Below are 22,089 nucleotides of genomic sequence, written 5' to 3' on the forward strand. Positions count from 1 at the left end.
GTGCCCAAGTGCCAGATCAATTGCAATGGCGGGAAGCTCCCTGTGATTTCTTAGGTGTTGGCCTTGATGAACGCCTCAGCGGTGCTCCGGTCCGGCACGCCTTCACGGCCGCCAAGCTTGGTGCACTTCAAAGCGGCAACGGCGCTGGAGAAAGTGACAGCAGCACGTGCATCCATCTTGTCCGCGACAGCCAGAGCAAAGGCACCATGGAACACATCGCCAGCACCGGTGGTGTCGACAACATCAACCTTGAAGCCCGGTTGATGGCAAAGCTCGCCATTTTCCAGCCAGTAGCAGCCTTTTGAGCCAACAGTTACATAGACTTTACCATTGGTTTTCGTTTGAGCAATGCGCAATCCCTCTAAAGGATCATCAACCTGTGAGAATTTCGCCAATCCGGGTTCGGAAAATGCAACATGATCGGCCAATTCGACCAGTTCGGTGATGTCTTCCGGTGTAATGTCAGCGTCCAAAACACTTGGAATCCCAAGGGACTTAGCTTGCTCTAGTGCATACTTGGCGCCCGGTATCCAGCGCACGTCACACAACACTGATTGGAATTGTTCGAAACTGATCTTTTTGAGCCACTCAGGATCACGACTCAGTTGGGCGGATTGGTAATTGATGATCATCCGCTCACCGGCATCGTCCACCAAAATTGCGGAGAACGAGGAGGCTGCATTCTCGAATTGCTTTACGTGAGAATGGCCAACACCGTAGCTGGTGAACTCCCGAAGCATCGTCTGCGCAACGTCATCGCTTCCTACGCGGCCAATGAACTCAACCGGTGTACCAAGTTTGCTGATTGCGACCGCCGCAGTAGCTGCAGGCCCGCCGCCAACTTCAAAATAGTCTTTCGCAACAAACTTGCCGCCTGTTGTTGGTAGTTGAGAGACTCGGAACACTCGGTCGAGAACGGTGATCCCCACGCATGCGATCGTCATTGACTTACCTTTTCTGACTTTGGGAGCGTCGTTTTGCCGAAAATACATACAAATACTGACGGATAAACACTCATTTGATGAAAAAATACCATCAAAATCGCCAAAAAACAATCAGAATGTGTTGAATTATGCCTGTGATCGGGTCTAATGTTGGATAACGAACATAAACGATCACAAGCGAGGACTTGGTATGGCGACTGTTGGTTTTGTTGGTCTGGGTCAGATGGGTGCCGCAATGGCTGCCAACCTGATCAAGGGAGGCCACGCCCTGAAGGTTTTTGACATCAATAAAGAAGCCGTGGCTGCTCTTGGTGCACAGGGCGCGGATGCATGTGCATCCCCTGCAGAGACCGCAGAAGGCGCAGACTTCGTGATTACCATGCTGCCTAACGGGGCGCTTGTGCGTGACGTGCTGCTCGGTGCAGAGGGTGTTGTGTCCCGTCTTGCCAAGGATGCGCTGGTTATTGACATGTCGACCATTCATCCGCTGGAAACCGATGCCCTCATTGCTGACCTTGCAAAGCTGGGCGTCGAAATGATGGAAGCGCCGGTGGGCCGCACCTCCGACCATGCAATCGCCGGTACGCTGCTGATCCTCGCAGGTGGCACGAAGGAGCAGATCGCCAAGGCACAGCCTCTGTTTGATCTGATGGGTTCTGACACTGTAGATGCGGGCGGCCCCGGCAAAGGCATTCGCGTAAAAATCATCAACAATTACATGAGTATCGCGCTCAACGCGCTGTCAGCTGAGGCAATTGCTCTGGCAGAAAAGATTGGCCTCGACTTCGATACGGCCATGTCTGTGATGAGCGGAACACCGGCTGGCAAAGGCCATTTCACCACCACATGGCCAAACAAGGTTCTGGCTGGCAACCTCGATCCTGCGTTCATGATCGATCTGGCGCACAAGGATCTTGGTATCGCAATGGATCTGGCAAACCAGGTTGGCGTTCCAATGCCAATGGGTGCTGCTTCTCGTGAGCTTTACAACATCAGCCGTTCTGCTGGTCGCGGTCGTCAGGACTGGACAGCCGTTCTGGAACAGCTGCGTCAGCTGTCTGGCTTGGAAACAAAAGCCAAGTAAGGCGCACAGGGAGCGAACACCATGGAAAAGACCATCGTGAAATTCGGTGAGGTTGACGGCAAGGTTGTCGATCTCATCACTCTGTCCAACAAAAACGGCATGAAGGTCAGCGTTACAAACTACGGCTGTATCGTAACCTCCATCGAGGTGCCTGGCCGTGATGGCAAGGCGGCAGATGTGGTTCTCGGTTATGAGTCCCTTGAAAAGTACCTCGCTGGCCATCCGTTCTTCGGTGCAATTGCGGGTCGCTTCGCCAACCGCGTCCAAGACGGCAAGTTCAGCCTGGACGACTACACCTACCAGCTGGAAACCAACGAACCGCCAACTGTTCAGCACCTGCACGGCGGCTCCAAGGGTTTCGACAAATACGTTTGGGGGTATGATCTGGAAGAAACCGAGGACGCGATCCTTGTTCACTTCCATCGTATCTCAGTGGATGGCGAATCCGGCTATCCCGGCACGCTGGATGTGACCCACACCATTGGCTTGGATGAAGAGAATCAGCTGCACTACAACTTCCGTGCGCACACCGACAAGCCAACGGTGATCAACCTCGTCAACCACAGCTACTACAACCTCGCCGGTCATGACAGCGGCAGCGTGGCGGGCCACCAGCTGACACTGGGTGCAGACTTCTACACCCCGGTTGCTGAGAATATGATCCCGACAGGGGAAATTCTGAAGCTAGCTGACACCGGTCTGGACTTCCGCACTGCGGCCAAGATTGGCGACAACATGGAAAAGGTTGAAGGCGGTGCGTTCGACTTCAACTTCATTCTGAACGGCGCGAAGAAAGAAGGCGAATACACCTTCGCGGCTGATTTGTATGATCCAGAATCTGGTCGCTTCATGACCGTTCTGACCACCCAGCCAGCAATCCAGTTCTACAATGGCTTCAAGCTTTCCAACAAACCTTGGTTTGGCCGCAACGGTTACAAGTACGAAGCATTCGGCGGCCTGTGCCTTGAAACACAAGGCTTCCCGGATAGCCCGAACAAGGCGCACTTCCCATCACCACGTCTGAATCCAGGCGAGATCTACGAGCACAAGACCATTCACCGGTTTGGTACTCGCTGATCATTCAGGCAACAAGAAAGCGGCTCCGTAAGTCGGGCGGGGCCGCTGTTTTGAGAACCCATCATGTATATCGAAATACTCATCGTCTCTGCGATCATCGCATTGGGCAGCTTTACGCAGGGCTTGACCGGTTTTGGTCTTGCGCTGGTCAGCGTGCCGCTTTTGTCGATGGCAATTGACGTAAAAGCAGCTGTGCCCATTGCCGGTATCTTCGGCTGGCTCGTGACCTTTCCGTTGGTCTGGAAAATGCGCGAGCATGTGCAATGGAAGACCGGTTTGATCCTTTTTGTCGGTTCTCTTCCAGGCTCGTTTCTGGGGGCTGACCTTTTGAAGCGCATGCCAGCCGAAGCGATCTTGATCACGATGGGTGTCGTGCTGATTGCTTCCAGCCTGTATTCCCTGTTTTCCAAGGCGCCACTTTTCAAGAAAACCTCGCCGCCAATCACCCTTGGTACGGGCTTTTTCTCCGGTGCTCTTGGTGCCAGCGTTGGGGAGCCGGGCCCGCCGGTCATTGCCTACACATCCATGCAGCCTTGGACCGCTGATCAGACCAAGTCCACTTTGGTGTTCTTCTTCATGCTTCAGATGGTTGGCGCGATTGCGGGCTTTTGGAGCAAGGGGCTGATCGACGCTTATGTGATGGAGCGCGTCGCTTATGCGATGCCAGCTTTCATCGTGGGCATGACCGTGGGCATGTTCGCATACCACCTCTTGCACAAATACAAGATCAACTATCACGGCATCATTCATAGCTTGCTGCTGGTGGTGGGCGCGATGTTGATCATCAAGAATCTTCATCTCTGGTAGAAATACGGAGATTAATGTGTTTTTGTGTCATTAAATGCTCATATATGATCATATAGGCTTTCGATAATGATCATAATGCGGTAGTGTTGAACGCAACAACACAAGAAACAGATCGGGGTGTCTCAACCCAAAATGAACGATGGTGGCGGGCACCCCCCACTCTATGGAAGTTCATTAGGAGCCCAGTTCGAGGAAACAACATGGCTTACGTATCCGGTAAAGAAATGATCCAGCGCGCTTGGGAGAATGGTTATTCCATTGGCGCGTTCAGTGCACACAACGCTGAGACAATCCGCGCTATCCTGAAGGGTGCTCAAGAAGAACAGGCACCAATCATGATCCAGGTTGGTCAGAAGGTGATTTCTGTCATGGGTCTGCAGGAAATGAAGGACATGATTGATACCTTCATGCGCGACATTACTGCGCCGGTTTGTATCCACCTCGATCACAGCCGTCAGTTTGAGCAGACCATGGCAGCCGCACGCGCGGGCTTCCATTCTCTCATGTTCGATGGTTCCGGCTACGCATTTGAAGACAACGTTCGCATTACCAAGGCTGTTGCAGATGTCGCGCACGCTCTAGGCGTTGGCTGTGAAGGCGAGATCGGTAAGATCGGCGGTACCGAAGATGACATCACCGTTGATGAAGCAGACGCGATGATCACCACCGTTGAGGAAGCTCAGGAATTTGCCAGCCGCACGACCGTTGACTATCTGGCGATTTCTGTCGGTACCGCGCACGGCGTTTACAAGTCCGAGCCGAAGCTGGCTTTCGAGCGCATCAAAGAGATCAAAGAAATCGTCAAGAAGCCTCTGGTTCTGCATGGCGGTTCTGGTGTGCCGGATGAGCAGGTTCAGGAAGCGATCCGTCTTGGCGTTGCCAAGGTGAATGTGGACACCGAGCTGCGTCAGGCCTTCACTTACGGGGTTCAGGAAATCTGGGCGAAGGATCCGGAAGAATTCGTATTGGCGACTTCTATGGGCCGCGGTGAGGAAGTGATGAAGGAAAAAGTGATCGAAAAGATCCGTATCTTCGGCTCCTCCGGCAAAGCTGCTGACTTTAAATAAGCTATTGAAAGGCCTCGGAAAAGTCCGGGGCCTTTCGCTTTTTCCTCCGGTTTGCAGGGGATAGACTTGAGTTGAAATGTCGCGGGTCTTCCCATTGGGTAGACTTTGTCTCGCGCCTGTTGATTCAACCGATTAAACTAAAGGCCTATGGTCGCTCCTCGCGTATACTGCGACCTGAACGATTCCCGGGTCTTGACCACATCCCGGGCAGAGTGCCCCGGTTCAACCGGACCCTTGATTACAGGAGAGAATCCAGAATGACTGTCCGTCCACTTGTTGCTGGTAACTGGAAGATGAACGGGGCTCTTGAGTCCTTTGAAGAGTTCTCCAAGATTGCAGCTGGCTACGATGCTGCGCTTGCCGAGAAAATCGACATGCTGGTGTGCCCTCCTGCTGTACTGCTTGCCAAGTTCGCTGAAGTTAAGAACATCGCAGTTGGTGCGCAGAACTGCCACAGCGCCGTTTCTGGTGCGTTTACGGGTGATATCTCCGCTGAAATGGTTGCTGATGCTGGCGGTACATATGTACTCGTTGGACACTCCGAGCGCCGCGAAGGCTACGGCGAAACCGACGCGGATGTTGCTGCGAAGGCAGAGGCCGCATGGCGCGCAGGCATTATTGCCGTTGTTTGCATCGGTGAAAGCCTGGAGCAGCGTGAAGCTGGCGAAACAATCGCAGTTGTGACCGAGCAGGTTACCAAGAGCCTGCCAGACGCCTCCAACAGCGAAAACACCGTTGTAGCCTATGAGCCAATCTGGGCGATCGGTACCGGCAAGACGCCAACCGCTGATGACGTTGCGGAAGTGCATGCAGCCCTGCGCAAGAGCCTTGAAGAGCGCTTTGGTGAAGATGGTTCCAAGATCCGCCTGCTTTATGGTGGTTCTGTGAAGCCTTCCAACGCCGCTGAACTGCTGGCACTGCCTAACGTCAACGGCGCGCTGGTCGGTGGTGCTTCCTTGAAAGCTGCTGACTTCCTCGGCATTGCAGAAGTCTACAAGAACTTCTAATCGGCGCTGCGCTGATCTGATTTTCATGACCCCGGAGGCCTCAGGTCTCCGGGGTTTTTATATGCGCAGTTGGATAGAAAGACTGGGCTGAAGATTGACTGATTAAAAAACAGTCACGTCAAATAGTTGCATATTATTTAGTCTTATTACTCTTTGTTGTAGCGTGCACATTTTTAGGTGCCTCACGACTTTACTTGGAAATTTCTTCACAAATTCAAGGAACTACAGACGACCTTAGGTTGATTTATCCGGTTTGGCACACCGCTTGCGTTGCATTCAACGCTCGAAATGTTGGCGAGCGCAAACGAGGCGGCCCCGCGCTCTCCCTTAGGGGCCGCCTCCAATCAACCGGAGGTGGGAATGTTTCAACACAGCAAGAAGGTCGCGTCTGCTGCCTTGTTCGGTCTTATGGCCTCAGCCGTTATGACAACGGCGTCGCATGCAGAAGAAACCATTAAGGTGGGTATCTTGCATTCGTTGTCGGGGACCATGGCGATTTCCGAAACCACGTTGAAAGACGTGATGCTGATGCTCATTGAAGAGCAGAACAAGAAGGGTGGACTTCTGGGCAAGCAGCTGGAACCTGTTGTTGTTGATCCAGCTTCCGATTGGCCGTTGTTTGCTGAAAAGGCGCGTGAGTTGCTTGAAGTGCATGAGGTTGCTGCTGTCTTTGGCAACTGGACCTCAGTTTCTCGCAAGTCGGTTCTGCCGGTTTTTGAGGAGCTGAATGGCATCCTGTTCTATCCGGTGCAGTATGAAGGCGAAGAAAGCCAGCGCAACGTGTTCTACACCGGCGCAGCGCCAAATCAGCAGGCCATTCCGGCCGTCGACTATCTGCTTGAAAACGAAGAGGTGGAGCGCTGGGTGCTTGCGGGAACGGATTATGTATACCCGCGCACGACCAACAAGATCCTTGAAGCCTATCTGAAGGCCAAAGGGGTTGCTGACGAAGACATCCTGATCAACTACACCCCTTTCGGCCACAGTGACTGGCAGACCATTGTGTCAGACATCAAGGCCTTCGGGACCGCTGGCAAGAAGACAGCCGTTGTGTCCACCATCAATGGCGACGCGAACGTGCCGTTCTACAAGGAACTGGCAAACCAAGGGATCTCTGCTGAAGATATTCCGGTTGTGGCGTTTTCCGTGGGCGAAGAAGAACTTGCGGGCCTCGACACCGAGCCGCTGGTTGGTCACTTGGCAGCTTGGAACTATTTCCAATCCGTTGATACGGAGATCAACGCCGAGTTCATTGAAACCTGGAAGGCCTTTATCGGCGACGAAGACCGCGTCACCAACGACCCGATGGAAGCGCATTACATCGGCTTCAACATGTGGGTGAAGGCGGTTGAAAAGGCCGGAACGACAGATGTCGACACGGTAATTGACGAAATCATAGGCGTTGCCGTCCCGAACCTTTCAGGTGGCTATTCCGCCATGATGCCGAACCATCACATCACCAAGCCAGTTTTGATCGGGGAGATTCAGGAAGACGGCCAGTTTGATATCGTGGCTGAGACCGATGGTCTTGTGGCTGGCGATGCCTGGTCTGACTTCCTGCCGGAATCCGCCAAGCTCATCTCCGATTGGCGCAAGCCGTTCTCCTGCGGCAACTTCAACGTTGAAACCGGTCAGTGCGGTGGCTCTGCCACCAACTAACAACAGCTCAAAACGAACAGCCAGCGGAGGCGAGAGGCCCGCTTCCGCTGGCATTCATGCTCGCAAGGACCGGGGATACACATGAGGCAATTGAGAAAGCTGGCCGTGGCTGTGCTGTTGAGTTTCCTTGCCGCCGTTGCATCGACGGGGCATGGCAAAGCATCGGACACGTCGCTCGAGGCGACGATCAGCGCGCTGGCCAGCGCCAAACTGAAAGACAGGGGCAACCACATTGAGGCATTGGCCGCAACGGGTGATGCGCAAGTGGTCCCGTTTCTGGAGGCGCTTGCCGCTGGGGATGTTTACTTCAAAAAGTCAGATAAGACCGTGTTCATCACCCGCAAAGCGGAAGGCGGGCTTCAGCTGCTCGATCCGCTGAGTTTGGAGGAGGGCGAGGTCGTTGGCAGTCGATCCTTGAAGAAGGTGAAAGTAAACAACAAGTTGCGGCGCTTGGTCCGCGGCGCCGTGGCTGGGCTGACTGTCCAGAGCCACGATGCGGGTACGCGTCTGGAAGCTGCGAATGCGCTTTACAAATCCCAGGACTTGGAGGCCCTTCCTCTGCTGAAGGCAGCCGTAGCGGCAGAAACTGATGAAACCGTCAAAGACGCACAGGAGCGCGCCATTGCGGCCATCACGCTAAAGAACGTCAAAGCGAGTGAAGCGGAACGGCTTGAAGCGCTTGGCAAGTTCAAAGCGCAAGGGGATCAAGAGGCTTTGGCTCTTGTTTCCAGTTTCCTGCCGCAAGCGAAAACGGCAGCTGAAAGCGAAGCCGCGGCGCTTGCCATTCAATCTATCGAAAAGTCCCTCGCCATGTGGGATGCGGTGGAGAATGTTTGGTATGGCCTGTCTCTCGGCTCGGTTTTGCTGCTGGCGGCGATTGGTCTTGCCATTACCTTTGGCGTGATGGGTGTCATCAACATGGCTCACGGCGAGATGGTGATGCTGGGCGCCTACACCACCTTTGTGGTGCAGGAGGTGATCCGCAAATCTTTTCCGGGCTTCTTTGAGTTCTCTCTGCTGTTCGCGCTGCCTCTGGCGTTCCTTGTTGCGGGAGGCGTGGGCCTTGCCATGGAGCGGGGAATTATCCGCTTTCTCTATGGTCGGCCGCTGGAGACACTACTTGCAACCTGGGGCGTCTCGCTGATTTTGCAGCAAGCCGTGCGGACGATTTTCGGGCCCACCAACAAGGAAGTGGGCAATCCAGATTGGATGTCTGGTGCTTTCGAGATTGGCGGACTTGCGCTGACGGCCAACCGTTTGTGGATTTTGGTGTTCGCACTGGTGGTGTTCGTGGTCCTTCTCATGGTGCTCAAGCGCACACACTTCGGCTTGCAGATGCGCGCGGTCACCCAGAACCGGCGCATGGCAGCGTCCATGGGCATTCGCACACCGTGGGTGGACGCCAGGACGTTTGCGCTGGGGTCCGGCATTGCTGGCATGGCTGGCGTCGCACTTTCTCAAATCTCGAACGTCTCCCCAAACTTGGGCCAGACCTACATCATCGACAGCTTCATGGTTGTGGTGTTTGGCGGGGTCGGGAACTTGTGGGGGACGCTTGTGGGGGCCATGACACTGGGCGTTGCCAACAAGTTCCTTGAGCCATACGCAGGTGCGGTTCTGGCAAAAATTCTGGTGTTGGTCTTCATCATCCTCTTCATTCAGAAGAAACCGCGCGGCCTGTTCGCGCTGAAGGGAAGGGCGGTGGACCTATGATTTCCCGCTATCTGTTTCAAGCGCTTGATAAACGAGCGTTTTGGGTTGCCGTTGCCCTGATGGTGTTTGCTGTTCTGGTGCCACTGTTAAACCTGGTGGTGCCGGACGGCCACCCGCTTCACGTGCCGGACTATCTTGTTGGGCTGCTCGGCAAGTACCTGTGCTATGCCATGTTGGCTTTGGCGCTGGATCTGGTCTGGGGGTATTGCGGCATTCTCTCGTTGGGTCACGGCGCGTTCTTTGCGCTCGGCGGCTATGCCATGGGCATGTATCTCATGCGCCAGATTGGAGATCGCGGGGTTTATGCCAACCCGGTTCTTCCAGACTTCATGGTTTTCCTGAACTGGGAAAAATTGCCATGGTTCTGGTATGGCTTTGACCAATTCTGGTTCGCCATGGTTATGGTGGTTGTGGTGCCAGCGGTGTTGGCGTTTGTGCTTGGCTGGTTGGCTTTCCGCTCTCGCGTGACCGGGGTTTACCTCTCCATTATCACACAGGCCATGACTTACGCTCTTCTGCTTGCGTTTTTCCGAAATGATATGGGGTTCGGTGGCAACAACGGTCTGACGGATTTCAAGGATATCCTTGGCTTTTCTTTGCAATCGAGCGGCACACGGGCGGTTCTCTTTGCGCTCTCGGCCTTGGCGCTGGCAGGGACGCTGGTGTTGTGCTCTTTGATCGTGCGCTCCAAGCTGGGCAAGGTGATGATTGCGGTGCGGGATGCCGAAAGCCGGACCCGCTTTTTGGGATACCGCGTGGAACATGTGAAGCTGTTCGCCTTTGTGCTGTCCGCCATGATTGCGGGCCTTGCAGGTGCGCTTTATGTCCCGCAGGTCGGGATCATCAATCCGGGTGAATTTGCCCCGGCAAACTCCATTGATGTGGTGATCTGGACCGCCGTTGGCGGGCGTGGAACCCTGATCGGCCCGATTATTGGCGCGTTTCTTGTCAGCGGCGGGAAAAGCTACTTCACCGCTGCGTTCCCGGATCTCTGGCTGTTCGCACTCGGCGGCTTGTTCGTCATTGTGACCCTGTTCATGCCAAAGGGCGTGATTGGTCTTTTGGGCCAACTGAAAGGCCTTGCTTCAAAGATGCCGCGCAAGAATGCGGACAAGCCCCTTCCTGCAAAACCGGAGGCTGCCGAATGAGCCTGAAAGAACGCAAACCTCTGCTTTATCTGGACGGGGTGTCGGTGAGCTTTGATGGCTTCAAGGCGATCAACAATCTCTCCATGGTGATCGAGAAAGGCGAAATGCGCGCCATCATCGGTCCGAACGGAGCGGGTAAGACCACCATGATGGACATCATCACCGGCAAGACACGCCCTGACGAAGGCTCCGTGTTTTTTGAAGGCGATACGGACCTGACCAAGCATGATGAGGCGGCCATCGCCAACCTCGGCATCGGGCGCAAGTTTCAAAAACCCACTGTGTTTGAAAGCCACACGGTCATGGACAATCTGGTGCTGTCCATGAAGGGCAAGCGCGGTGTCTTCTCTGCCCTGTTTCACCAAGAAGATGCGCAAGAGCGCAATTCCATCGCGGATATTCTTGAGATCATCCGGCTTGAACACCGCAAGGATGCGTTGGCGGCGGACTTGTCTCATGGCCAGAAGCAGTGGCTGGAGATTGGGATGCTGCTGGCGCAAGACCCAAAGCTGCTTCTGGTTGATGAACCGGTGGCAGGCATGACGGATGCAGAGACCGTGGAGACGGCCAAGCTGCTTCGCGAGATCTCCCGGAACCACTCTGTAATCGTGGTGGAGCATGACATGAGCTTTATTCGCGACCTTGATGTAAAGGTGACCTGCCTGGCCGAAGGCGCGGTGCTTTCGGAGGGAAGTCTGGCCCACGTGGCGGCCGATCCGAAGGTCATTGAAAGCTATTTGGGAAGGTGAGGCCATGCTGACACTGGATGTAGAAGGCGTTGATCTTTATTACGGCGCCGCACGCGCCCTCAATGGGGTGACCATGCATGCGGAACCGGGCAGCATCACTTGCGTGCTTGGTCGCAATGGCGTGGGTAAGACATCGCTCTTGCAGGCTATCACCGGCCATCAAGCCATCAAGTCTGGCAGGATCTGCATAGACGGCGTACGGCTTGGTGCCACCAAGCCTTATGACCGTGCAGGCAGAGGCATCGCTTATGTGCCTCAGGGGCGAGAAATCTTCCCCCTTCTGAGCGTGCGAGAGAACCTTGAAACAGGATTTGCGCGCCTGCCCCGCAAGGACCGCTTCATTCCGGAAAAGGTGTTCGAGCTTTTTCCGGTGCTTGCAGACATGCTCTCTCGTCGGGGCGGTGACCTTTCGGGTGGGCAGCAGCAACAACTGGCCATCGGCCGGGCCTTGGTAACACGGCCCCGTCTTTTGGTGCTCGATGAGCCCACGGAAGGGATTCAGCCTTCGATCATCAAGGATATCGGGCGTGCGATCAGTGCCTTGAAAAGTGAGGGGCTGACCATCCTGCTTGTCGAGCAGTATCTGGACTTTTGCCGTGAACTGGCAGATGCCGCCTACATTCTCGACCGGGGGGAGATTGTTCACTCTGGACCTGGAAGTGATCTGGACCTTCCGGAGGTGAAACGCCACCTCACAGTGTAGGTCTCGTTTACTTTGACTATGTGTCCCTCAGAACTGTTGGATTTGTTCTCGTCTCGGATTTTGGTTCTATGTAAACTCTCGGCGGCTGTTCCTCAGTAGAACCGGCGCACAAAGCGCGGGAGGTGGACGGCCGCCTGAACCGGAAAACGAGAACGCCAAAGGAAATTGGCATGACGGGACTGAAGGCGAACCATCTTGCGCTGTCAATGTTGCTGGCGCTGGTTACATCGGCGGCGGCTGCGCAAAAGGCAGATCGTTTGATACCTGAGCCTGAAGCAGGGCGCGGTGCAATCTTTTGTGATGCCCGCGTGTTTGGCGCAGACGCAGCAAAGGAGGGGGCCACGCTTTGCTCAGCGGAGGTGACAGAAGATTGTGTGTCGCCGCTTGAGACTGATGCGACCTTCATTCTTGGAGAGCCTGAAGAAAACGCCCGAAGCTTTGGCTATGATATCTGGTTCGAGAACGGGCTGAACTGCTCGGTGCTTGGCGAGATGAATAAGTCCGAGGACGGAATTTGGCGCTACGACGACCTTGCTTGCAAGTATGAGCTTACTGAGGATGAGAACGGCATTCTGTTTCGTTCTGCCACCGGTGAGGCGTGTGTGAGCGGTTGCGGTGCAGATGTGGGTGTCGGTGCAATTGTTGACAGTTGGACAAACAGCCGTTTCCAGTACGCGCCGACGCTCAAGACCTACGAGGACTTGGGCCTTTGCACGCCCTCCGCGCCGCCCAGCTCCCCTTTTACCGAGGAAGGTCTGCGGATCTTCGCGGCGCAGCGCATTTTGAAACACCTTGGATATGAGGTTGGCCCAGTTGATGGCAAGTTGGGCCCCATGACCAGAGAGGCACTGGAAAAGTATGCGGCGCTGGAGGATGTAGCCTTTGAAGGTGAGGTGTCGGAGGAGCTTTTGAACCTGCTTGACACGGCTGAACGCGCGCTCGCCAAGGAAAAAGAAGGGTCACCCGGCCCGGACGAAATGTTGGCCACCATCTATGGTGAGGAAGAACCGAAGACGGAGGTTTTTGACGAACCGCTGCGCGAGAGCTGGTTCACGCCGCGCGTTTTGAATTTGATCGCCTATGCTGAGCAACGCGGCGATTTGCTTTACGGGGCACCGGGCCTGTTCTTCAACCCGATTGTCCCGGGCAACGACATACAGATCTCCAACCTGCGGCTGACACCTGCCCAAATTGACGGCGACACAGCCGTGGTTGAGGTCTTTTTTCAGAACTTCGACAGTCGGTATGCGTTGCGTTATGAACTCAAGAAGCTGCCATTTGGTTGGCGGATCAATGACATTGTAACTCCAACCGGCAGTCTGCAGGACACCCTCAAAGGCATTTAGGGAAAGGGGCCCAAAGAACTAGAACAACGTTCTTGTGCAGCATGCACAATTGCGCCATAAAGTTGCAGCATGACGTAGGGAACATCTTTTCACCTTAATTTCGATTGGAGTTGATATGTGGGCTGCAACACATTCACTCAAAGTCGCCAGTACAACAGTTGTTCTGGCGTGCGCTGTTATGTTGACACCTGCCGCCGCGGCTCCGCTCATGTCGTTCTGGGATACGCCCCAGCATGGCGGCAACAGCTTTAATGCATCTCCCCCGGATGCCAATTACTTCCGCGCGCTCAAGAAAACCGGCGCGACGTGGGTGCGCCTTACTTTTAGTAAATGGCAGGGGGCGAAACGTGACTTCCTCATTGGTAACGCGGACAAGTATACGGGCCTTGTCAAAGCTGACCTCAAAGTGCTGAAGGATGTGCTGGACGCAGCCCATCAAGAGCGCATGAAGGTGGTCTTGGTGCCTTTGTCTTTGCCGGGCGCCCGTTGGACACAGCAGAACGGAGGGAAGTTTGATGATCGGTTGTGGTCTGACACTCAATACTGGGAGCAAAGCGCGCAGTTCTGGCAGGACCTTGCGGCAGAGTTGAAGGACCACCCTGCGATAGCCGCCTACAACATTCTCAATGAACCTGCTCCTGAAAAGACCGCCGGGGTTACGGAGAATGGCCGTTTGGAAGAAGCGCGCGGGTTCATAATCGAGAATGTGGGGTCGGCACGGCATCTGCCCGGCTTTTATGAGAATGTGATCAAAAGCATTCGCCGCGTGGACAAGGAGACGCCCATCATGGTGGATTCCGGCTACTACGCCAATCCGCGCAACCTTGCCGCTTGGCCATCCAAGCTTATGGATGACAAGGTGCTTTATGCATTCCACATGTATGAGCCATATGATGCCACGAGCGCGCCCAACCTCAAGCGTCAGGATCCAAATCGCTATCCCGGTACGGTGACAAAATACGACGGACAATGGGTTACCTGGGACAGAGAGCTTGTCAAACAGCACATCTCCATGGCCTTCGATTGGGCAAAAAGGAACCAGGTGAGCGCGAACCGCATTGTGGCCGCTGAGTTTGGCTGTATGCGCCAGTGGCAGGATTGCGCGACTTATCTTGAGGATGTGATGGAAGCCGTCGATGCCCATGAAGGCCATTGGGCGTTCTATGCGTTTCGCGAAGATGAGTGGGAAGGCATGGATTATGAGCTGCCGACTGATCTGAAAGCCGGTCACTTTTACTGGCGCATGGATATGGGAACAGCCGACAAACTTCCAAGAAACGGCAAGCTGATGAAGCTGATATCAGCGCGAATGAAAGCCGGCCGGACCGCCGAGGAATAACGCGCTCGTAGGGGATGACCTCCCAAAAACGCTCAGGTTTCAAACAACAAAAAACCCGTCCTTCGAAAGAAGAACGGGTTCTTTTGCTCTGAAACATCGCTCGGAAGATTAGGCTTGATAGTCAGCCGCTTCAGCGATCTTGGAAAGGAGCGCCACGTCAGCGCTGTTCTTGCGATAGAACACTGGTGGCTGACCGATTGGGGCGTTCACTTCAACCCAACCGCCTGTAAAGGTTTCGCCGCTCCATACGTGCACCCATTCGTCGGCTGGGAGGTACAGCTTACGCGTGGTTGCACCCTGCTCGTAAACCGGAGCCACCAGCAGGTCCCGGCCGAACAGGTACTCGTACATCACATCATAGGATTCAGCATCGTCCTCATAGTGCATGAACAGCGGACGCTGCACAGGCATACCGGTTTCAGCATTCTCCTTTGAAGCTGCCTTGATGTACGGTTTCAGGTGAGTGAAGATGCGGGTCATCGCTGCCAGATGCGCGAGGGTTTCATCGTCACTGTCGAACTGATGGTTGTCGCCCGGGCGGTTGCCTTCGTGCGAGCGCATGATTGGCGTGAACGCAGAAAATTCAGCCCAACGCATGAACAGCTCACGATCACGCTTCATGCCGTGCAAGGTGGTGTAGCCGCCGATATCGGAATGGTGGATGCCGTTGCCCATCAAACCGGAGGACAGAGCTGCGTTGATGACGGATGGCATACCATCGTCAATGTTCCAGTTCACACACTGGTCACCGCCCCAAAGGGTGTGGCAGTAGCCCTGAATGCCGGTGTAACCTGCACGCATGAAGAACAGGATGTCGTTGGTCTTGCCTGCTTCCTCGATCGCTTCGTGGTTACACTGTGCCCAGCGGGTCGGCCAGTTGTTATGCTCGATCTCGGCGGATTTGCCGTTGGACAGGTAACAGTCGGTTGGCAAGTATTCGCCAAAGTCAGCCATCCAGCCGTCCAGACCGAAGTCGATCATGTTCTTCTTGATGACGCCCTTGTACCATTCGAAAGCGTCCGGGTTGGTGAAGTCGACAACACCGCAATAGAACTCGCCAAAGTCAACAACGTACTTGCTGCCGTCTTCCTTTGTGGCAAGGAAGCCTTTTTCCTTGGCTTCATTGTAGAGCGGGAAGTCCTCCAGAACGTAAGGGTTGATGTACCCGAGGAAGCGAACGCCTTCCTTCTTCAGCTCGTGGATCTTGGTGTCGAGACCTGGATACAGATCTTTGTTCCACTGCCAGTCCCACTGCAAGCGCTTGCCGAAGGAGGTCATCTTGATGCCCTGCCAGTCCTGACACCAGGCGCCGGCGACCTTAACACCAGCTTCCTTTGCGCGGTTGACCTTCTCGATGGTGATGTCGGTACCACCCTGAATGCCGAGGATCACACCGTCCAGAACCCAGTCTGGAAGCTCCGGCTGGTTGCCGAAAACGCCGCAAATGTTGGTGACCAGTTCAGCAAATGTGTCTTCTTTGCCAACGAGCAGATACTCTGGAATGTCCCAGGCTTGAAGCTCGTGGAAGTCAGCGTGACGGAAGTCGAAATCCGCATAAGCCGTTGTTTGCAGATGCGCAAAGTACTTGTCGCTGGAGACGTAGGTCGGCTGCGGATAGTTGGTGTTGTAGTAGTCACCACCGGCGCGGTCCTTAACGTCCGCCTGCCATGTGACATACGTATCCTTGTTGCGGCCAACGCCTGGCTCGGAGGTCCACAGCGGGAAGTTATGACCACGCAAATTGAAGTAGGTCAGCTGTTCACCACAGCCATACACCTTCTCTTCAGCGCTTGCGGCAATGCGCAGCCAGAAGCGGTTCATTTCCGGCTTTTTGCTGGTGAATGCGATCTTCAAACGGCCTTCAGCGGTCTCTTCAGCGGTAAAGACGATGTAGTCCTGACCCTCAGCGCTGAAATTAATGATGGCCTTGCCCGCTGCTTCTTCGATAGTAAAGGCGCGCATTGGCAGGCGTTCGATCACGTAGTCGGTAATGTCGAAGTTACCGCGATACATATCAAAGTTCGCAGAGCCCGCGCCGAGGAACAGAGTAGGATTGTCGAAGCTATGACGAAGGATGACCTGACCCTTGTGCGAAAGCACGAAGCCGGCCTCGAGTTTTTCGATTTGCATGAGTGTGTACCGTAACGTGTTCGAGCTGCGGCGAGCCGAAAATCGGTGAATAGTGCGCTAAGTATTCAAGCAGCACTGGTTTCTTGTTCAGAAGTGAAGGGTGGGTTTAACCCACCCTTCTTGATCATTACTTCGCAGCAGTCGCGTAGTCTGCTTCGATAGAAGTTTCACAAGCCTTGATTTCATCTTCAAAGCGAGCGAGCCATACCTGGCCTTCTTCACCACTTGCATTAGCAAAGAATTCACGCACTGGTGCGGTTGCTTCCTGGAAAGCCTTCTTTTCTTCTGCAGTTGGGGTGTAAACAGTACCACCAGCCTTGCGGAATACTTCGTAAGCGTCGAATTCTTTCCACTTTGGATAGGAGCGCAGGAACTGGTTCTGTGCCTGTACGCCGTCAATTACAACGCGCTGAAGTTCTTCTGGGAAGCCGTTGAACTTTTCGTTGTTCATGACCCAGACGCCACCCATGTATGCGTGACCGTCGAGCACGATGTATTTCAGGGATTCCTCGAACTTCATTGTGGTGATGTCCACGATACCGTTCTTTGTACCATCCACAACGCCGGTAGACAGTGCGGTGTAAACTTCTGGCCAAGAGATTGGGGTAGGCGCGCCACCGAGAGCCTTAACCAGTTCCTGCTGGATTGGAGCTGGAACGGTACGCAGCTTCAGACCCTTTACATCGTCAGGTGACTTGATCTGGGTCTTGGTGGTTGCAAAGTTACGCCAACCGCCGGAGTTGGAAACCATCATCACGCGCAGGTTCTGGGTTTCTTCCAGAATGTTTGTGCGGATGTCAGCCAGGAAGTCTTCGTTGTCGTATACGCACTCTGCAACGCGGTCATCGCGGAGCATGTAAGGCAGGTCGAATGCGCCCATTGGAGCCCAATAATTGGCGAGCTCTGGAATGGTGGTCTGGAAGTAGTCGAACATGCCAGCCTGTACACCAGCAAGACACTCACGAGCCGTGGAGCAGAGCTGACCAGACGGGTAGATTTCGACTTCAATCGCGCCGTTGGAGCGGGATTCAACGAAGTTCTTGAACACGAGCAGCGACTGGTGGTTATAGCTGTCGATGTTCGTTACGTGTGGCACTGTCAGTTTGTAATCTGCTGCCTGTGCTCCCGCAGCAAGAAAAACTGAGGTCAGAAGAGAGAGACCAAGTGCTTTGAGTTTCATACTTACCTCCAAGTAATATGTGGAGTGGCTGGCGCTTGCTGAACAGGTTGAGCGCCAGCTTCCTCCGAGAAATCCCGCCTTACATCATGCCCAGCATCTGAGGGAGACCGATGACAAGAACTGGGAAGAACGAAATCAGGAAGATCACCAGGAACTCTGCAATCAGGAATGGAATGATTGCTTTGGAGATCTTCTGAAGCGGCACGCCTGACACACCAGAGGCAACGAACAACACCAGTCCCATTGGTGGAGTTGCGAGGCCGATGGACAGGTTGGCCACCATGACCACACCGAAGTGAACCGGATCAATGCCCAGATTGGTCATGATTGGTGCCAGGATAGGTGCAAAAATCAGAATTGCCGGGCCCGCATCCAGGAACATGCCAACGATGAACAGGAAGATGTTCATGATGAAGAACAGAAGATACGGGTTGTCGGTGATGGAATAGAAGAAGGTGGTGATATCCTTCGCAACACCGGACAGGCTGATTGCCGAGGCAAAACCACTGGCTGCTGCCACAATGATCAGGATCGCAGCCGCGTTGATTGCGATGCGAATGAACATTGGGAACACGTCCTTCATCTTCAGGATCTGCATGATAAATACAGACAGAATGAAGGCGTAGAGTACGGCAACTGCAGCCGCTTCTGTTGGGGTGAAGATGCCGCCATAGATGCCGCCCAGAATGATAACGGGGGTCAGCAGTGGCAGGATCGCGACCTTGAAACCCGCCATGCGTTCAGCAGGCGTTGCACGAGGGAACTGCTCAACGTCAGGATACTTCACGATCTGCCAACGGTTTACCAGCATCAGCGCGCCGCAGAGCAGCAGGCCGGGAACGATACCGGACATGAACATCGCTGCAACAGAGGTGTTCATGACGAAGGCATAGATGAGCATGATGCCGGAGGGCGGAATGATGGTGCCGAGAACGGTCGCTGCAGCAGTCAGAGCAGCTGCGTAAGTACGGTCGTACTTGTAGCGTTCCATTTCCGGGATCATCATATTGCCAATGGCGGAGGTTGCCGCCACAGCAGAACCGGTGAGGGCGCCGAACAGGGTGGATGCAATGATCACAACGTGACCAAGGCCGCCGCGCATGTGCTGCACCATTGTCTGGGAGAAGGTGATGATACGGTTTGTGATACCGCCGTTCACCATGAACTCACCTGCCAGCATGAAGAAAGGCAAAGCCAGCAGCAGGAAGTTGTCCAGACCAGCGTAGAGACGCTGATACAGCATGTTCATGAAGAGGATCTGATCTGCCTGGAAAAGGGCGATCGCTGGGGCGAGGCCAAGCGCGAACAGCACTGGGACACCGACGAACAGCAGGATCAGAAAGTAGAGGGCAAAGATTGGAGAGACCATGTTGTTTCTACCTTATTGTCCGCATGCACCAATCAAGCCGCAGGCTTTTCATCGAGTGAGTGGAAGTACACGAACAACCGAAGCTCGCTGATGATTTTCTGGATGGCTGACAGGATCGTCACAGACATCATGAGCGGCGGGATTGCATAGATGACGTACATCTTGATTGGCAAGCTGTCCGCGTTGCTCTGTCCTCTCAGGTAGAAGTCGTAACCAAACTTGATCCAGACGAGGAAAGCGGCGATTGCGAGGATATGGATGAACAACATCAGAAGATGTTTCACCCGTTTGCCGTTCAGACCATCGATCAGGAAGGTCATGGCAATGTTTTTATCCTGCAAGTAAATGAGCGGCAGACACAGGTATGTCATGTAAATCATCATGAAACGCGAGGTCTCATCGGTCCAGCTGAGTGGCATGTTCAGTATGTAGCGGAACAGCACCTGCAGCAGCACGATAAGGGTCATGATGACCAGCAGGCTTCCCCCGATCCAGCTCCCGAGCTTGCCCAGTGGTTCGTTGATCTTGTTAAGCCCGTTTTCAATGGCTTCTAACATTGTAAGATTTCCTTGTTTTAGAAATCCAAGCCAACGGGATGGGGAGCAGACAGAGCCAAAATTAATATCGCTCCCCATCGCGCACTGGATTAGGTCAGTTCAACGACCTCAATACCAAGGCGTTTGGCGACAGCGCGCATAACCGGGCGGTGTTCGCCGTAAGTCAGAGCGGTGTGGTGTTCCAGACCTTCATTGATCATGGTGTCAAGGAACTGCTTGACCGGAACGTCCAGCTTTGCGGTACCCGCTGTGCCGGAGAAAGCCAGTGGTGCCTTGATCATTTCGCCACCTGCAAGCAGCAGGCGCATTTTGCCGTGGCCTTGGCTAAAGCGGGCCATGGTGATGCGTCCAGGCTTCAGAGCGAACTCAGAAAGCAGTGGCAGCTTGCGGTTTGAGTGAATTGTGCCCTGAATTGGCTGATCAGTGTCCGCCATGTCGATGGGGGCCTGACCGCAGTGCCAGAATACAACGGTGTCGTCTTCGGTGTTCACGTCCACCAGGTCGGTGTTGAACACGCTGCCGCCAGCAGCATGTTGCAGGGTCAGGGAGGTGACAACACCCATCATGTCGGCTTCACAGCCAGCAGGGGTGCGGTCTTCATTCAGCAGAGCCAGAGCACCACAGGCTGCACAACCGTATTCGGTGAAGAAGTCAGGCCAGCAACGAACGGCGATGCCCTTGTACCCCTTCTCGTCGGCTTCGGCGCGAAGCTTGGAGTAAACCTTCAGGGTCTTGCGCGTTGCGTCCTGATCCAGCTCGGCAAGGTTCGGGAAGTCCTTTGCGCGGCGCTCATATGGGGCATCCGCTACTTCGTCAGGAAGCTCTTTAACTTCGTTGATGAAGTCGATTACCGGGATCCGGTCTACCTCAACGCCGAACTTGGACTTAAGTTCTTCTTCGTTGAAGTTACAGGCGTCGAAGCCGTCTGGATGCTGGCCAACGAGCTTCAACTTGGTGCCACGCAGATCGTTTGCGATTGCACCAGCGCGGGCGAAGATGGAAAGTTCTTCCTTGGCTGCTTCGCTGTCCGCGTCTGCGTGAACATAGTCGATGCTCAGATCGTTGCGGCTCAGCGCGTGGCTTGCGAGGTTCACACCGCAGAAGGAGTTCAGGCGCAAACGGCCGCCTGTGCGCGCTTCAGGGAACGACCACATGACGAGGGGGGCATCAATTTCCTTGCCCAGCTCAACTGTCATGGTCGCATCGGTAAAGGTAACCTGCAGAAGGAGCAGCATGTCGAGCTGCTGTTCTTTTAGGGCAGGGAGCGTGCCACGTACGGCGTCGGCGTCGAAAAGGAGTTCCGGCTGGCCAATCAGTTCAGCGTTGATGCCTTCAAGCGTCTTCCAGGCTTTGGCGAGAATTTCTTCCGCAAACGGCACATCGAATGTTGGGCGCCCCAGAGCTACAACACCAATGCGGGGTCTTTCTACAGACATTCTATTCCTCCATGGGCTCAGCGGATCAATGACGTAGAGCGCCCCAATGGTCTGGCATCTCCTCCAGATGCAATGACCCGCCAAGTTGGCTTCATTCGTCGGTCACAGTAAGTCGATAAATGAACGCAATCTATCAGAGCTAATACATATATCTGTCCATTTCATACATAAAAAGTCAAGAATGTTCCAGAAAAAGAACAGAAAATGACAATCATGATCACTTTGGCGGGTAGATTAGTTGTTTTTGCCCATTCGGGTGGCAGATTTGAAAGGGCAAGTCGATCGCTCTGCAATCTGAGGTAGGCCTTTGTTCTGGATGCCTCACGGCAAACAAGAGAGAAAAGCAACGTTTATCTGGGAGAATCGAGATTTGTCATGACCCGTACTGTGCCGTAGCGACAGTATCGTTTCCTGTTTGGCCTCCATGATTCCTCCCGAAAAGCGTGCCGAAATCCCATATTGAGACTAGCAGAGTGCGCCATGAATTCCAGTCATGGACCAATTCCCGGGCCAAAATTGACAAAATATGCACAGAGCTATGTTGTTTTTCGAAAGCTGATTGGCGTTAATCCTGATGCCCCTCTCATGTATCTCGGTGATGGCTGATATTTTACATAGGTATTCTAGATAGTTAGGTGGGAAATGGCGGATTCCGCAGAGGCTCATCCCTCTGTGAAATAATAGGTAAAACCTGCTAGGTTTTGTGAAATTTATTGATCACTTCATCGTTCTGATGTCCTTCCTGAAATGTCCGAAATCGGACATCTAGGTTCA

Annotated in this window: 18 protein-coding genes; 12 read left to right on the plus strand and 6 right to left on the minus strand. The window is 54.2% G+C overall.

The features are described from left to right. Positions 1–50 precede the first annotated feature (50 nt). On the minus strand, positions 51–1,055 hold the full coding sequence (locus tag PUV47_RS17260; RefSeq protein WP_274219834.1) for a sugar kinase: 1,005 nt from the start codon (positions 1,053–1,055) through the stop codon (positions 51–53). A gap of 52 nt (positions 1,056–1,107) precedes the next feature. On the opposite strand from PUV47_RS17260, the gene yihU reads away from it, so the two are divergent. The 12 genes from yihU (at position 1,108) to PUV47_RS17320 (ending at position 14,643) form a co-directional block, all read left to right on the plus strand. Beyond that, positions 1,108–2,028, plus strand: coding sequence for a sulfolactaldehyde 3-reductase (yihU, locus tag PUV47_RS17265; protein WP_337994509.1), 921 nt, complete (start codon positions 1,108–1,110; stop codon positions 2,026–2,028). 21 nt (positions 2,029–2,049) lie between these two features. Then, on the plus strand, positions 2,050–3,105 hold the full coding sequence (locus PUV47_RS17270; RefSeq protein ID WP_274219836.1) for an aldose epimerase family protein: 1,056 nt from the start codon (positions 2,050–2,052) through the stop codon (positions 3,103–3,105). Between the two features lie 63 nt (positions 3,106–3,168). Next, on the plus strand, positions 3,169–3,912 hold the full coding sequence (locus PUV47_RS17275) for a sulfite exporter TauE/SafE family protein (RefSeq protein ID WP_274219837.1): 744 nt from the start codon (positions 3,169–3,171) through the stop codon (positions 3,910–3,912). A gap of 200 nt (positions 3,913–4,112) precedes the next feature. Beyond that, positions 4,113–4,979, plus strand: a complete 867-nt coding sequence (locus PUV47_RS17280) for a class II fructose-bisphosphate aldolase (protein WP_274219838.1) — start codon at positions 4,113–4,115, stop codon at positions 4,977–4,979. Positions 4,980–5,236: 257 nt separating this feature from the next. Continuing rightward, the gene (tpiA, locus tag PUV47_RS17285; protein ID WP_274219839.1) at positions 5,237–5,986 is read left to right on the plus strand and encodes a triose-phosphate isomerase; all 750 of its coding nucleotides are present in this window, start codon (positions 5,237–5,239) and stop codon (positions 5,984–5,986) included. Between the two features lie 408 nt (positions 5,987–6,394). After that, positions 6,395–7,645: an urea ABC transporter substrate-binding protein gene (gene urtA / locus PUV47_RS17290; protein ID WP_274219860.1), complete on the plus strand. Its 1,251-nt coding sequence runs from the start codon at positions 6,395–6,397 to the stop codon at positions 7,643–7,645. Positions 7,646–7,726: 81 nt separating this feature from the next. Next, on the plus strand, positions 7,727–9,358 hold the full coding sequence (gene urtB / locus PUV47_RS17295) for an urea ABC transporter permease subunit UrtB (protein WP_274219840.1): 1,632 nt from the start codon (positions 7,727–7,729) through the stop codon (positions 9,356–9,358). Further along, positions 9,355–10,506, plus strand: a complete 1,152-nt coding sequence (gene urtC, locus PUV47_RS17300; RefSeq protein WP_274219841.1) for an urea ABC transporter permease subunit UrtC — start codon at positions 9,355–9,357, stop codon at positions 10,504–10,506. The genes urtB and urtC overlap by 4 nt, the downstream gene beginning before the upstream one ends. Further along, the gene (gene urtD / locus PUV47_RS17305) at positions 10,503–11,255 is read left to right on the plus strand and encodes an urea ABC transporter ATP-binding protein UrtD (protein ID WP_274219842.1); all 753 of its coding nucleotides are present in this window, start codon (positions 10,503–10,505) and stop codon (positions 11,253–11,255) included. Before urtC ends, urtD begins: the two co-directional genes overlap by 4 nt. Before the next feature lie 4 nt (positions 11,256–11,259). Further along, a complete protein-coding gene (gene urtE, locus PUV47_RS17310) occupies positions 11,260–11,958 on the plus strand; it encodes an urea ABC transporter ATP-binding subunit UrtE (RefSeq protein ID WP_274219843.1) in 699 nt (232 codons plus the stop codon). A gap of 170 nt (positions 11,959–12,128) precedes the next feature. Next, positions 12,129–13,304: a peptidoglycan-binding domain-containing protein gene (locus tag PUV47_RS17315; RefSeq protein WP_274219844.1), complete on the plus strand. Its 1,176-nt coding sequence runs from the start codon at positions 12,129–12,131 to the stop codon at positions 13,302–13,304. A 178-nt stretch (positions 13,305–13,482) separates the two neighbouring features. Beyond that, on the plus strand, positions 13,483–14,643 hold the full coding sequence (locus tag PUV47_RS17320) for a glycoside hydrolase family 5 protein (protein ID WP_274219845.1): 1,161 nt from the start codon (positions 13,483–13,485) through the stop codon (positions 14,641–14,643). Between the two features lie 108 nt (positions 14,644–14,751). Here the strand turns inward: PUV47_RS17320 and PUV47_RS17325 are convergent, their stop codons facing one another. The 5 genes from PUV47_RS17325 to PUV47_RS17345 all read right to left on the minus strand — a co-directional run bounded on the left by PUV47_RS17325 (position 14,752) and on the right by PUV47_RS17345 (position 21,315). After that, a complete protein-coding gene (locus PUV47_RS17325; protein WP_274219846.1) occupies positions 14,752–16,773 on the minus strand; it encodes an alpha-glucosidase in 2,022 nt (673 codons plus the stop codon). Positions 16,774–16,900: 127 nt separating this feature from the next. Further along, positions 16,901–17,953 carry a TRAP transporter substrate-binding protein DctP gene (gene dctP / locus PUV47_RS17330; protein ID WP_274219847.1) on the minus strand — a complete coding sequence of 351 codons (1,053 nt, stop codon included), beginning with the start codon at positions 17,951–17,953 and terminating at the stop codon, positions 16,901–16,903. A gap of 79 nt (positions 17,954–18,032) precedes the next feature. Continuing rightward, positions 18,033–19,322, minus strand: coding sequence for a TRAP transporter large permease (locus PUV47_RS17335; RefSeq protein ID WP_274219848.1), 1,290 nt, complete (start codon positions 19,320–19,322; stop codon positions 18,033–18,035). A 32-nt stretch (positions 19,323–19,354) separates the two neighbouring features. Further along, the gene (locus PUV47_RS17340) at positions 19,355–19,879 is read right to left on the minus strand and encodes a TRAP transporter small permease (RefSeq protein WP_274219849.1); all 525 of its coding nucleotides are present in this window, start codon (positions 19,877–19,879) and stop codon (positions 19,355–19,357) included. Positions 19,880–19,968: 89 nt separating this feature from the next. Beyond that, positions 19,969–21,315, minus strand: a complete 1,347-nt coding sequence (locus tag PUV47_RS17345) for an L-fucose/L-arabinose isomerase family protein (protein ID WP_274219850.1) — start codon at positions 21,313–21,315, stop codon at positions 19,969–19,971. Positions 21,316–22,089: the final 774 nt, after the last annotated feature.

Source organism: Pseudovibrio exalbescens (assembly GCF_028737195.1).
Lineage (GTDB): Bacteria > Pseudomonadota > Alphaproteobacteria > Rhizobiales > Stappiaceae > Pseudovibrio > Pseudovibrio zosterae.

Bases quoted from the DNA above. Each gene is read 5' to 3' on its own strand.
- urtE (WP_274219843.1), top strand. From the start codon at position 11,260: ATGCTGACACTGGATGTAGAAGGCGTTGATCTTTATTACGGCGCCGCA.
- PUV47_RS17270 (WP_274219836.1), top strand. From the start codon at position 2,050: ATGGAAAAGACCATCGTGAAATTCGGTGAGGTTGACGGCAAGGTTGTC.
- urtB (WP_274219840.1), top strand. From the start codon at position 7,727: ATGAGGCAATTGAGAAAGCTGGCCGTGGCTGTGCTGTTGAGTTTCCTT.
- PUV47_RS17335 (WP_274219848.1), bottom strand. From the start codon at position 19,322: ATGGTCTCTCCAATCTTTGCCCTCTACTTTCTGATCCTGCTGTTCGTC.
- PUV47_RS17315 (WP_274219844.1), top strand. From the start codon at position 12,129: ATGACGGGACTGAAGGCGAACCATCTTGCGCTGTCAATGTTGCTGGCG.
- urtC (WP_274219841.1), top strand. From the start codon at position 9,355: ATGATTTCCCGCTATCTGTTTCAAGCGCTTGATAAACGAGCGTTTTGG.
- PUV47_RS17340 (WP_274219849.1), bottom strand. From the start codon at position 19,879: ATGTTAGAAGCCATTGAAAACGGGCTTAACAAGATCAACGAACCACTG.
- urtA (WP_274219860.1), top strand. From the start codon at position 6,395: ATGGCCTCAGCCGTTATGACAACGGCGTCGCATGCAGAAGAAACCATT.
- PUV47_RS17275 (WP_274219837.1), top strand. From the start codon at position 3,169: ATGTATATCGAAATACTCATCGTCTCTGCGATCATCGCATTGGGCAGC.
- PUV47_RS17280 (WP_274219838.1), top strand. From the start codon at position 4,113: ATGGCTTACGTATCCGGTAAAGAAATGATCCAGCGCGCTTGGGAGAAT.
- PUV47_RS17325 (WP_274219846.1), bottom strand. From the start codon at position 16,773: ATGCAAATCGAAAAACTCGAGGCCGGCTTCGTGCTTTCGCACAAGGGT.
- urtD (WP_274219842.1), top strand. From the start codon at position 10,503: ATGAGCCTGAAAGAACGCAAACCTCTGCTTTATCTGGACGGGGTGTCG.
- tpiA (WP_274219839.1), top strand. From the start codon at position 5,237: ATGACTGTCCGTCCACTTGTTGCTGGTAACTGGAAGATGAACGGGGCT.
- PUV47_RS17345 (WP_274219850.1), bottom strand. From the start codon at position 21,315: ATGTCTGTAGAAAGACCCCGCATTGGTGTTGTAGCTCTGGGGCGCCCA.
- PUV47_RS17320 (WP_274219845.1), top strand. From the start codon at position 13,483: ATGTTGACACCTGCCGCCGCGGCTCCGCTCATGTCGTTCTGGGATACG.
- dctP (WP_274219847.1), bottom strand. From the start codon at position 17,953: ATGAAACTCAAAGCACTTGGTCTCTCTCTTCTGACCTCAGTTTTTCTT.